This is a genomic window from Nonomuraea jabiensis (genome assembly GCF_014204795.1).
Taxonomy (GTDB): domain Bacteria; phylum Actinomycetota; class Actinomycetes; order Streptosporangiales; family Streptosporangiaceae; genus Nonomuraea; species Nonomuraea jabiensis.
In genome coordinates this window covers 3,436,107-3,448,726 of sequence record NZ_JACHMB010000001.1, presented here as the reverse complement: position 1 = coordinate 3,448,726, position 12,620 = coordinate 3,436,107, and the positions used below count along the sequence as shown (strand labels likewise).

Genomic DNA, 12,620 nt, shown 5'->3' with positions numbered 1-12,620 from the left:
CTCCTTGGGGTCGTTCCTTCAGTGCTCCTGCTCCTCCTTAGGGTCCCAGAGCGTTACCAAGCGCCCCTCACCCATCCAGAGCTCCTCCCAGGCGGACTCCACCTCGATCACCGCGAACGCGCCCGGCCGGAACACGTACTCCCCTCCGGCCAGCCCCACGGCCAGCTCGTGCACACCCGGGTTGTGCCCGCACAGCACCACGGTGCCCACCTCGGGATCCACCCGGCGGACCAGCTCCAGCAGCTCATCGGGATACGCCTCATAGATGTCCCGCTCGTAGCTGACCTCCGCCTCGGGAAAGGCGATCTCGGCGGTGCGCCTGGTCCTGAGCGCCGGCGAGCACAGCACGACGTCGGGGTCGAGCCCGGCCGCCCGTATCTCGTCGCCCGCCCGCTTGGCGTCCCGCTCGCCCCGCCCCGTCAGCGGCCGCTCCCGATCGGCCAGCCCGGGAACGTGGGCGGCCTTCGCATGCCGCAGCACAATCAAGGTCCGCACCAGCTCACCCCGTCCTCGAAGCCCAGACGGCCAGCCCGACGATCACGGCCAGGATGACGAGCATCCCCAGCAGAATCAGGCCCAGGGTCTTCCCACCACTGGGCTGCTTGTCACCTTTCACGGGCCCCAGTTTCCCACCGAGCCACCTCGCCCCCACGCCCGCCTTCACCCCCGCCCCTGCCGCCGGGTGCAGGCGCATGGGACTCGCGGGTGATGCCGAGAAGGCTCACCGCAGACCCCGCATGCCAGCCCCTCCGCAACCCGCAACCCGATGCACCGCCACACGCCCGTCCCGCCATGCAGCCCACGCGCCCCCAGCGCCCGCACCGCCGCAAAGCCCCACACCTCGCGCACGCCTGCACCACTGCACCCCCACCTCCAACAAGCCAACACCACCGCGCACCCCCATCTCGCGCACGCCCGCGCCTCCTCCTATGTGCCCGCACCACCACACACCCCGCGCAGGTCCTACATCCGCGCAAGACCTGCGCGCCCCCACCACCCCTGCCGATCGCCCCCGCGCGCCGCAGCCCGCCCCCGCCCCGATTGCCGCGAATCGCCCAACGACACGCCATCGACCGCCCGCACGGCGCAGAAGCCGACGACCAGCGAGCCCGGGCCTCCGAAGTCCCGGAGGAGAGCCCGGAAAGACGAGACGCCCGCCCCTACGCAGTAGGGCGGGCGTCTCTCCAGCGTATTGCGGGTGTTACGAGGCCACGGGCTGCTGCTCGCGGTTGTCGTTGTTGGCCGGTTCGGTGGTCACGGAGCGCCGCTTGGACACCACGATGGCCCCCACCACCACGGCCACCGCCACCACCGTGACGCCGATCCGCAGGGCCGGGTTGCCCGCATACTGCACCACCGCGGGCGCGACCAGCAGCGCCACCAGGTTCATCACCTTGATCAGCGGGTTGATGGCAGGCCCGGCCGTGTCCTTGAACGGGTCACCGACCGTGTCGCCGATGACGGTGGCGGCGTGCGCCTCCGAACCCTTGCCGCCATGGTGACCGTCCTCCACCAGCTTCTTGGCGTTGTCCCAGGCGCCACCGGAGTTCGACAGGAAGACGGCCATCAGCGTGCCGCACGCGATGGCCCCCGCGAGGAACGCGCCCAGCGGCGCGTACCCGAGGGCGAACCCGACCGCGATCGGCGTCATGACCGCCAGCAGACCGGGCGTGGCCAGCTCGCGGAGCGAGTCACGGGTGCAGATGTCCACGACCCGGCCGTACTCCGGCTTCTCCGAGCCGTCCATGATGCCCGGCTTGTTGCGGAACTGGTCGCGTACCTCGAAGACCACGCGCATCGCGGCCCGTCCGACCGCCATGATCGCGAGCCCCGAGAAGAGGAACACGACCGCGGCCCCGATGACCAGGCCGACCAGAGCGTTCGGCTGGTCGACGCTGAGGGAGAAGGTGGCGAACTCGCCAAGCGCGGACTTGACCGCCCCGCCCGCCTCGGCCAGCGCGCCCTCCACCGCGGTGCGGAAGGCTCCGAACAGCGCGGTCGCCGCCAGCACGGCCGTGGCGATCGCGATGCCCTTGGTGATGGCCTTGGTGGTGTTGCCGACCGCGTCCAGGCTGGTGAGGACGCGGGCGCCCTCGCCCTCGACGTCGCCCGACATCTCGGCGATGCCCTGCGCGTTGTCGGAGACCGGCCCGAAGGTGTCCATGGAGACGATGACGCCGACCGTGGTCAGCAGGCCGGTGCCCGCCAGGGCCACCGCGAACAGCGCGATCGTCACGTTCCCGAATCCCAGCAGGAACGCGCCGTAGACCGCGCCGCCGATGACCAGGGCGGAGTAGACGGCCGACTCCAGGCCGACGCTGATGCCGGCCAGGATGACGGTGGCCGGGCCGGTGGCCGAACTCTCGCCGATCTCGCGTACGGGACGGCGGTTGGTCTCGGTGAAGTAGCCCGTCAGCAGCTGGATGGCGCTGGCCAGCACCAGGCCGATGAGCACCGCGCCGATGGCGATGAACCGCGGGTCGGCGTCGGACTGCACGGTGGCGCCGGTCAGGCCGCTGAAGCTGTCGGGCAGATACAGGAACGCGGCCACGGCGACGAGCACCGCGGAGATCGCGGCCGAGATGAAGAAGCTGCGGTTGATCGCCGACATGCCGTTGCGGTCGCGGTCGCGCATTCCGGTGACGAAGATGCCGATGATCGCCGTGATCACGCCGACCATGGGAACGATCAGGGGGAAGACCAGCCCCTGCTCGCCGAAGGCCACCTTGCCCAGGATGAGGCTGGCGACCAGCATGACCGCGTACGACTCGAACAGGTCGGCCGCCATGCCCGCGCAGTCACCGACGTTGTCGCCCACGTTGTCGGCGATGGTCGCGGCGTTGCGCGGGTCGTCCTCCGGGATGCCCTGCTCGACCTTGCCGACCAGGTCGGCGCCGACGTCGGCGGCCTTGGTGAAGATGCCGCCGCCGACTCGCATGAACATCGCGAGCAGCGCCGCCCCGAACCCGAATCCCTCGAGCACGCCAGGGGCGTTGCCCTGGTAGATGAACACGACCACGGCCGCGCCGAACAGGCCGAGGCCCACGGTGAACATCCCGGCCACGCCGCCGGTACGGAACGCGATGCGCATGGCGCGCTTCTCGCCCGATTCGTTGGCCGCGGCGGCGACACGGACATTCCCGCGCACGGCCAGCCACATGCCCATGAAACCAGTCAGCGCGGAGAAAACCGCCCCGACCACGAAGAAGATCGAACGTCCGACGACTACTTCCGTTTCCCCCGGTAGCAGGAGCAACAGGATAGGTATCGCGACGACGAAGATCGCCAATGTGCGGAACTGGCGCCCTAGATAAGCGGCGGCGCCTTCTTGTACGGCACGCGCGATGTTCTGCATGCGCTCCGTGCCTTGGCCGGCGGACAGCACTTCGCGCACCAGGCCGCCTGCGACGGCTAGTGCGATCAGTGCGACCGCGGCGACCACGATCACGATGGTGAGATTGTTTCCACTCAGGGCCAGATTGGACGCTGGCTCCGCTGCCAGCATGTGCCTGCTCATCGTTCTCCTCGGCAAGACCGGTCGTCCTGCCCGGGCGGTGCTGCAGTTTTCCTCGGCGGGTGTTGCGGCACCATCCGGGTTGTGGGTGCCGCTTCCGGTTGAATCCGCGTTCCGCCGGATCACCTTGGCCGGTGCCGGGAGTCTACGCAGGCACTGAACGGATATGAAGGCTCTCGAGGTGGCTAATTGTGCGCGCGTCCAGTAATCCCCTGACAGCGGGCCGGTTTGCGGCCTGACAGGCGAAATTTCCCCGGGTTTACGGTCATGAAAACCTCCGGATAGCGACAGACCGAAACTCGGGCCGCCTGGAGCGATGCCGGAGGGACCCGAGAGACGGAAGCCGACCCCCGAAACACCCACCCACCGCGGTCACCGCACCCCACCACCGCCACCGGACCACGGCACCGCCGCTTAGAACACGGCACGCGGCCCCCTCACCGGCACCCACCCCATCCGTCCCCCGCCGCCACGGCCTCATCGGCCGCCCGCCGACGCCACGGACCGCACCTCATCCGACGACCGGAACACCCACCGCCGCCATCGACACGACCCCGTCAAACGCCCGCCACGCCACGGACCGCACCTCATCCAACGACCACAACGCCCACCGCCGCCATCGACACGACCCCGTCAAACGCCCGCCGACGCCACGGACCGCACCTCATCCAACGACCACAACGCCCACCGCCCGGCATCAACACGACCCCGTCAAACGCCCGCCGACGCCACGGACCGCACCACGTCCAACGACCGCAACGCCCACCGCCCGGCATCAACACGACCCCGTCAAACGCCCGCCGACGCCACGGACCGCACCACGTCCAACGACCGCAACGCCCACCGCCGCCATCGACACGACCCCGTCAAACGCCCGCCACGCCACGGACCGCACCACGTCCAACGACCGCAACGCCCATCGCCCCGTCACCGGGACCCGCAACGCGACGGCAGGAGCCGCCCCGCCACGAAACCGCCCACTCCGCCTGCCCGCCTGCCGAGCCCGCGAACCGCGTGCCCCGCGTGGCAGCCCGGTCACAAACGGGATATGCCCGTCGGAGGCGCCAGAAGGGCCGCCCTCCCCGCGAACGCACTCGCCCCGCGCGACAGCCCGCCAACCAACCCCATTCGCCCGTCGGGGGCCGCCCGTTAAGACCGACTCCGCTCGACGAACCCCGTTCACCCCGTAGGTCCAGCGGAAGACGGAAGCCACGGTGCCCGTGCGCCGTGACGGCGGCCGGCCACGTGCGGGTCAGCGGGCGTCTCCCTGGAGGCGCTCAGCCACGTACGGCGGGTGGCGCCGCCCGTGCTCCGCCGTACAAGATGGGCTTTTTGACCACAGAACCCAGAAACCCCCCACGCCGGACGCCCCCCAGGGACGCCCGGCGAAGCGAGGCGGCGGAGCAGGCTCAGACCTTGGCGGCCGCGGGCCAGCTCATGCGGATGTTGGTGCCCTTCGGGCTGGGGAAGACCTCGACGTCGTCGGCCAAGCCCTCGATGACCGCGAGGCCGAAGCCTGACATGAACGAGTCAGAGAGCATGCCCAGATCGAGGGGCCGCTCCTGCTTGATCTCATCGCTGGGGGCCTGGTCGCTGACCGTGACTTCGAAACGCCCGGAGTCGTCACGCAGCTCGATGCGGATGGGCTCGCCCGGACAGTGGACGCGGTGCGCCTCGACTGCCCGGGAGCAGGCCTCACCCACAGCGAGCCTGACCTCGTCCAGCAGGGACTCCTCCACGCCGGTGCGGCGAGCGATCGCCGTCGCCACCAGCCGCGCGGTCCGCACATGGGCGGGAAGAGCGCTGAACGTCAGCTCGACGGTAGCCATGCTACTTGTCTTTGCCGTGAGCTTCCTTGGCCTCGTCGACCGAAGCGTAGATCCCGAAGACCTTGGTCAGACCGGTAATCCGGAAGATCTTCAGGATGCGCTCCTGCGTGCAGACCAGCTCGAGCGAGCCGTCGTGCGCACGAACCCGCTTGAGCCCCCCGACCAGGACACCAAGGCCCGTGGAGTCGAGGAAGTCCACCTTCTCCATGTTGACGAGCAGGTGGAAGTTGCCCTTGTTCACCAGGTCGATGAGGAGCTCACGCAATCTCGGCGCCGTGTAGACATCGATCTCACCCTCGACCTCCACGATGGTGAGTCGGTCTTCGGTGCGGTGATCCAACTTCAGATCCACAGATCCTCCAGCGCCTCGCCTGCGAAACTACTCTCTTGGGCCTGGCAATCTGGAGCGTGGCCCCAGATCGTCCGACCCTGACGCGCGGCATTCAACCATGCGTCTCGCTTGTGTCTATACGAAATCACGATTCCCGGCGACTTTGCCCATCGATGCAAGACTGGAAACAGTGACTTCCTTCGCATCCTCCCCACAACAGGCGGGTCCACTCCTCCGCCACCTGCTCGGTGTTCCCGCACGTCATGAGCGTGTCACCCATGTGGAGCATGTTCCAGCACGTCGGGCGGGTCAAGCGGGATGGCCCAAATGGACGCCAGAAGTACTTGTTACGCGCTTGGCGAACCGCGGGGTGACCGGACTCTGGCCTCACCAGTACGAGGCCGCCGACCTGGCATTCCGTGGCCGAAACGTGATCATCTCAACGGGTACGGCGTCCGGGAAGTCGCTGGCGTACCTCACTCCCGCCGTCGCCTCCTGCCTCGACGGCGGCACGATCCTGTACCTGACCCCGACCAAGGCCCTGGCCGCCGACCAGCTACGCGGCCTGCGCGAGCTGCGCATCACCCAGCTCCGCGCGGCCTGCTTCGACGGCGACACGCCGTTCGAGGAACGTACGTGGGTGCGCCAGCACGCCAACTACGTCCTGACGAATCCGGACATGCTGCACCGCAGCATCCTCCCCCGCCACGCCCAGTGGTCCTCGTTCTTCCGCCGGTTGCGCATGGTCGTCGTCGACGAGTGCCACGGCTACCGCGGCGTCTTCGGCTCCCACGTCGCCCAGATCCTGCGCCGCCTGCGCCGCGTCTGCGCCCGTTACGGCTCGCGCCCCACGTTCCTGCTCGCGTCGGCGACGGCCAGCGAGCCGGGCGCGTTCGGGATGAGGCTGACGGGGCTTGAGATGGACGAGGTGACCGTGGACGCCTCGCCCAAGGGTTCCACCACCATCGCGCTGTGGGAGCCGCCCCTGACCGAGCTACGGGGCGAGGGAGGGGCCCCTGTGCGGCGGACGGCCACGGCTGAGGCGGCGGATCTGCTGGCGGACCTCGTTCTGGCCGACGTCCGCACGCTCGCTTTCGTACGTTCCCGCCGCGGCGCCGAAACGGTCGCCCTGACGGCCCGCGCCAAGCTCGCCGACGTAGCCTTCTCCCTCTCCACCCGCCACCTCCGCCCCTCAACCCCCCGCCATCCGACCACAGCCGGCACCACCCCGCCGGAGACGCCCCCCACCCTCACCCACCAGCCCGGCTCAGCCGAGCCCGCCAGCACCACCCAACCGACCCCGCCGGAAACGGCCCCCGCCCTCAACCACCAACCCGGCTCAGCCGAGCCCGCCAGCACCACCCAACCGGCCCCGCCGGAAACGACCCCCGCCCTCAACCACCAACCCGGCACAGCCGAGCCCACCAGCACCACCCAGCCAACCCCGCCGGAAACGACCCCCGCCCTCAGCCTCCGACCGGACACAGCCGAGCCCACCAGCACCACCCAACCGGCCCCGCCGGAACCAGATCCCGCCCGCGACCGCCAATCGGGCACAGCGGAGCCGGTGGGCCCCGCCACGCCGGAACCAGCCCGGACCACCAGCGGGCCTTCCACGGCAGACCCGGCGTCCAGCACCTCAGAGCACCACGGCATGGCAACCCAGCCGACCTCGGAGAGCTCGCTCACCTGGGCACTCCCAGACGCCCCCACCCAGCCGGACTGGACCGACCTCCCCAACAAGATCGCCGCCTACCGCGCCGGATACCTCGCCGAGGACCGCCGGCTCCTGGAGAAGGCCCTCCGCTCAGGCACGATCATGGGCCTGGCCACCACCAACGCCCTCGAACTCGGCGTGGACGTCTCAGGCCTGGACGCCGTGCTGATCGCGGGCTGGCCCGGCACCCGCGCCTCCCTCTGGCAGCAGGCGGGCCGGGCGGGCCGCGACGGCCAGGACGCGCTCGCCGTGCTGATCGCCAGGGACGACCCTCTGGACACCTACCTCGTCCACCATCCCCAGGCCCTGTTCGGCCAGCCCGTGGAGGCGATCGTCCTCGACCCCGACAACCCGTACGTCCTGGGCCCCCACCTCTGCGCCGCGGCCGCCGAGATCCCGCTGACCGACGACGACCTGCCCATCTTCGGCACCACCACCTCAACGGTCCTCGACGACCTGGTCTCCCAGGGGCTGCTCAGGAGGCGCCCCGCGGGCTGGTTCTGGACCAAGCGGGAGCGCGCCACCGACCTCGCCGACATCCGAGGCGGCGGAGGCGCGCCCATCCAGGTCGTGGAGTCGTCCACCGGCCGCCTCCTGGGCAGCGTGGACGAGCCGTCCGCGCACACGACGGTGCACACGGGCGCGGTCTACATCCATCAGGGCGAGACCTTCCTGGTGGAGCTTCTGGACCTGGAGGCCGGGGTCGCCCTGGTGTCCAGCGCGACCCCGGATTTCACGACGTTCGCTCGCGACATCACCGACATTTCCATCCTCGCCACCCAGCGTTCCCACCCCCTGGGCCCCGGCACGCTCCACTTCGGCGAGGTGGAGGTGACCCGGCAAGTGGTGTCGTACCTCAAGAGACGCCTCCAATCAGGCGAGATGCTCGGCGACGAGCCCCTGGACCTGCCACCTCGCACCCTCCGCACTCGCGCCGTCTGGTGGACGCTCCCCGCCTCGGCGGTCGCGCCGCTCGCCGAGGCGGGCATCGACCTCGGCGGTGCCGCCCACGCCGCCGAACACGCCTCCATCGGCCTGCTCCCCCTGTTCGCCACCTGCGACCGCTGGGACATCGGCGGCGTCTCCACCGAACTGCACGCCGACACGGGACTGCTCACCGTCTTCGTGTACGACGGCCACGAGGGCGGGGCGGGTTTCGCCGAACGCGGCTACGCCCGCGCGACCGACTGGCTGACCGCCACCCGCGAAGCCATAACCTCATGCGAATGCGAGCGAGGCTGCCCCTCCTGCATTCAATCCCCGAAATGCGGCAACGGCAACGAGCCCCTCGACAAACGAGGCGCCGTCCGTCTCCTCAACACATTGCTGTCTTCTCAGTAAAACGCCACGACATCCACACAAGAACTGCCACCGAGGCTGCGGCGTCTGGCAGCCCTTTTCCATACGAGTGGCGCCTGCCGCTCGCGCTAGACCTGCTGGCCCGACCCCTCAAAACTGGGCTCCACCTGCACTGTCGCACGCCAACCCAGACCTCGGACGTGTTTGATCGATAAGCCGAGCCAAATAAGCGATTCAGCTTTCGCCGTCTCTTTGCCGAGGTCCCACAAAAGCGCGTTCCTCGCCTTCACCCTTGTCGTCATCGTCGCCGGACCAGAAATCGTCCGCCCCCGGCTGCGGGCGTTCCCAGAACCCGCTGTCCTCCATTGACCGTGGAGACGGCGGCAGATAATCGTCCCAGCGATCCTCCATCCGTACGGCGGGCCGGACAGGGGAAGCGTCGGACTCGGAGACATCCGTGACCGCGGAACTGGGCAAGGTGATGCGCACGGGCCCCTGGCGGGTTTCCGGGACGTCTCGCACCTCCTCCACCCCGAATGCAGCGGAGGCCTCCTCACGCTTCCGATCGAGCGCGACGGGGTGCTCCTCACGCTCCACCCCGAACACTGCGGCGGCCTCCTCACGCTCCACCCCGAGCGCCGCAGAGGGCTCCTCACGCTTCACCCCGAACACAGCAGGGACCTCCTCACGCTCCATCCCGAACGCGGCGGGGGCCTCCTCACGCTTCCGATCGAGCGCGGGCGGCGCCGACGACCGTTCCGGAGCCGACCCTTCGGAACTCCCGTCGGACACCGGCCGCTGATCCCAGGACTGGTCGGGAATCCGGGACTGGTCGGGAATCCGGGTCTTGGCGACGGCCAGGATCACGGCGGGCCGTCGCCGGGGCGGGGCCATGGTGACTGAAACGCTTTCGTTCGCATGGGCGGTCTGAACCCCGCCAGCCGGCGATGTGCCCACACCCGTGTCCGCTCTGGCCGTACCAGGCATGGAGCTCTCACTCGTGGCGAGCGCCCGCCGCCTCGCCCAGGCCCCCGCATGGGCGCCGAACAGCAACAGGAGGACACCCGCTGCGACGTAGAGGCCGTACTGGCCGAGGTTCCCGATCGGTGACTCGCTCGACTGCGCCTTCACGTCGGGTTGGACGGGAGCGGTGTCCGCGCCACCCTTCGCGTCAGATGGGCGAAGACCGCCCGTTTCGTCGGCCGTAGGGATCGGCAGGTTCCCGTTCGGGTCGGCGTCGGGTATTTCCGGAAGCTTGGCCGCCGTCCGCTTGTGCGTCGTCGGTTTGGTCGTCGGCAGGGTCTGTCTCTTGGCGGGCAGTGTGGGGAGCGAGTCGACGTTCTTGGTGGTCTTCGGGGTCCTGGTGCCGGCGGTCTTCTTCGTCGGCGTGGGTGTCGGCGCGGCGGGGAAGGCGACGTACGCGGCGGCCGAATTGCCCGACCCGATCGACCCGCCGTCGCCGTCACCCCTGAACGCCTTGACCGTGAACCCCACCTTCTGGCCCTTCGCCTTCGCCGGCACGGCGAGCACCGCCTGGCATGTGGACCCGGCGCACGCGCTGTCGGCGGGCAGCCTTCCTACGATGCCGGACTGGCTGTTGGAGACCTCGTACGACTGCAGGTCGGGCTCCGAGCCCTTGCTCCAGGTCAACTGGACCTTGGCGCTGCCCTGCCGGGTCGCGTTCACGTTGCCCGGCGCCTCGGGCGGCCGCCGGAGCTTGAACGTGCTGCTCGCGTACTGGCTCCCCGTGATCTCTCCCTTGAGGGTCACGGTGAAGGTCCCGTTCGGGGCGTTGCCGGCGTCGAACGTGCCGGAGATCGTCTGGTTCGCTCCCCCTCCGGCGACCTTCTGGTTGGGTGTGGAGGGCCCCTGGACGTATAGGCCCATGTTCAGCTGCATCACGCCCGTATGCGCGGAAACGGTCACAGACGAGCTCGAAAGCACCTGGCCGTCAGCGGGCGAGGTGATCTGGCCCGACGTGTCGGCCCGCCAGGTCACCGCGGCGGCCTGAGCGGTCCCGCCAAGCGCGATGGAGCCGGCCACGATCATCCCTGTGGCCACCACTCTGCCGACTACCGTCACGACGCTTCCCTCCATCGAGAGCCTCGCGCCGCCTGACCACCCTGGGGCGTTCACGCGACGATCGGAAGTGCAGTCCGCCCGGCCGATACGGTCACCGACCGTCCCCGGACCCGCACCCTAGCGACTTCGATCCGGCGCTCACAGGCGCCTTGTCACATACGGCATGGACCGAGGGTAAGCGGAACCTTACGGTAGATACACAACTCTTGGACACCATGTCTAAGAAGTCGTGACTTGATTGCGACCTAGCCCCGCAAACCCCAAGCGCCCCACCGTTTTCGGCCGCTCATTAGATCCATTCACCACGTTTCGCATCAACCGAAATGTCGTCATTCGCCACATTCACGCCCCAGTGACCTTGCCGCCTATTCGCCCACGACGAGGCCGAGGGGGCGACATAGTCTTCGCGGAGGCAAGCGGATTCCGCACACGGTCGACTACACCCACGAGCGCAAAGAGGACGGTGCAACGCAGAGCAACTCACCTGAACCGCACCTCAGCCGCAGACCGAGAGCGATCTCGGCCCTCACCACCTACTCCTCAGCCAACCGCGACCCCACCCTTCCCTCACGCTTAGCTCCCCACCCACCCACTTCCCCTCCGTCGCCAGCAGCTCCGACCTCAGGTCGTCCCACCCCTCCTACGCCACCACCTCCTCGGCAACGACAGCTCCGGCGAGGTCACCGATCTACACTTCGGGGCCGTGACCGGAACCAAACGCGGCGGATCCTTCTACGACGCGCCTCAAGTCGCCGAGCGGTACCTCGGCCATCGGCACAGTGGCGCGTCGAGCCCCAACCATGTGATGGAGGAACCGGCTTTCCTGGAGGAGCTGGGTGAGGTCACGGGGCTTCGGGTGTTGGATCTCGGATGCGGGGATGCGGCCATCGCACAAGTCCTGTTGGATGCGGGCTGTCGCAGTTACCTGGGATTGGACGGCTCGGCGGCGATGGTCGATGCCGCCAACGCGGCGTTATGCGGAACGGCCGGCCGCGTCGAGATGGCTGATATCGAAGACTTCTCCGCTCCGCCCTCTTCGTTCGATCTGGTTGTTTCGCGGTTGGCTTTTCATTATGTCGAGGATATCGAGCCCGTGCTGGCCGCCCTCCATGGATGCCTTTCACCCGGCGGACGCATCGTCTTCACGGTCGTTCATCCGGTTCTGACCTCGCACGACTCCGGCGTGCGGGACAAACGAACATCCTGGGTTGTTGATGACTACTTTCTCCAAGGGCCACGGGAAAGAGAATGGATGGGTGGCACCGTCACCTGGTTTCACCGCACTATAGAGGACTATGTTGTCGCACTCACGAGGTCGGGATTTTCGCTGAGCTCGCTGCGCGAGTGCGCACCTTGTGAGGCCCGCTTCGCTGGGGATGCTGACGAGTTGGCGCGCCGGCTCCGCGTTCCGTTGTTTCTGCTGCTTTCCGGCATGCGCGCTTGATGACCAGGCGCGCACGGCCCAGGCTGCGATCAAGGGCCCGTTTCCGCTGGACCGGCCCGAGATCTGGCCGTCAGCGTCCGGGAGCCTACCATCGGCAGCGAGATCGACAGCGAGGTCCAAACATCGGCGATTTCGTCAGTAATTTTGCATTGGGTCAGCGTCACGCCGTTCTGGCTGGCCAGGGTAGCGGCTCGGGCGCAGGCGGTTTCTGGATCCATTATCGCTAGCTTGGCTGCGGCAAGGGCACTCAGGTCGGCGGCACTGTGTACGCGATGGCGTGCCACGCGTACCGCGCCCAGTGTGGCGAACGCTGTGGCCACCGCCATCAGAAGACCCATGAGAGCTACACCCCAGAGTGTGGCTGAGCCTTTTTCTTTAGTATTGATGGGGACCTCCTCGCCTGC

General features: G+C 68.6%; 8 protein-coding genes. 2 read left to right on the top strand and 6 right to left on the bottom strand.

Annotated features, from left to right (window positions below; translation table 11 throughout):
- Window positions 1-18 precede the first annotated feature (18 nt).
- From HD596_RS15485 to HD596_RS15470, 4 genes are all read right to left on the bottom strand, one after another.
- Window positions 19-495 carry a SixA phosphatase family protein gene (locus HD596_RS15485; RefSeq protein ID WP_313044162.1) on the bottom strand — a complete coding sequence of 159 codons (477 nt, stop codon included), beginning with the start codon at window positions 493-495 and terminating at the stop codon, window positions 19-21.
- A 706-nt stretch (window positions 496-1,201) separates the two neighbouring features.
- On the bottom strand, window positions 1,202-3,517 hold the full coding sequence (locus HD596_RS15480) for a sodium-translocating pyrophosphatase (protein WP_185069916.1): 2,316 nt from the start codon (window positions 3,515-3,517) through the stop codon (window positions 1,202-1,204).
- Between the two features lie 1,406 nt (window positions 3,518-4,923).
- A complete protein-coding gene (locus HD596_RS15475) occupies window positions 4,924-5,343 on the bottom strand; it encodes an ATP-binding protein (protein WP_185069915.1) in 420 nt (139 codons plus the stop codon).
- Between the two features lies 1 nt (window position 5,344).
- Complete coding sequence (locus HD596_RS15470) at window positions 5,345-5,695, bottom strand: STAS domain-containing protein (RefSeq protein WP_043629845.1); 351 nt, start codon at window positions 5,693-5,695, stop codon at window positions 5,345-5,347.
- A gap of 409 nt (window positions 5,696-6,104) precedes the next feature.
- On the opposite strand from HD596_RS15470, the gene HD596_RS15465 reads away from it, so the two are divergent.
- Complete coding sequence (locus HD596_RS15465) at window positions 6,105-8,732, top strand: DEAD/DEAH box helicase (RefSeq protein ID WP_313044159.1); 2,628 nt, start codon at window positions 6,105-6,107, stop codon at window positions 8,730-8,732.
- A 192-nt stretch (window positions 8,733-8,924) separates the two neighbouring features.
- On the opposite strand, the gene HD596_RS15460 is transcribed toward HD596_RS15465, so the two are convergent.
- Window positions 8,925-10,772 carry a hypothetical protein gene (locus HD596_RS15460; protein ID WP_185069913.1) on the bottom strand — a complete coding sequence of 616 codons (1,848 nt, stop codon included), beginning with the start codon at window positions 10,770-10,772 and terminating at the stop codon, window positions 8,925-8,927.
- A 703-nt stretch (window positions 10,773-11,475) separates the two neighbouring features.
- Between HD596_RS15460 and HD596_RS15455 the strand changes: the two genes are divergently transcribed.
- Window positions 11,476-12,216: a class I SAM-dependent methyltransferase gene (locus tag HD596_RS15455; RefSeq protein ID WP_185069912.1), complete on the top strand. Its 741-nt coding sequence runs from the start codon at window positions 11,476-11,478 to the stop codon at window positions 12,214-12,216.
- A gap of 29 nt (window positions 12,217-12,245) precedes the next feature.
- Here HD596_RS15455 and HD596_RS15450 read toward each other — a convergent pair whose 3' ends face one another.
- Window positions 12,246-12,602, bottom strand: coding sequence for an Rv3654c family TadE-like protein (locus tag HD596_RS15450; protein WP_313047540.1), 357 nt, complete (start codon window positions 12,600-12,602; stop codon window positions 12,246-12,248).
- Between the last annotated feature and the right edge of the window lie 18 nt (window positions 12,603-12,620).

Bases quoted from the DNA above. Each gene is read 5' to 3' on its own strand.
- HD596_RS15480 (WP_185069916.1), bottom strand. From the start codon at position 3,517: ATGAGCAGGCACATGCTGGCAGCGGAGCCAGCGTCCAATCTGGCCCTG.
- HD596_RS15475 (WP_185069915.1), bottom strand. From the start codon at position 5,343: ATGGCTACCGTCGAGCTGACGTTCAGCGCTCTTCCCGCCCATGTGCGG.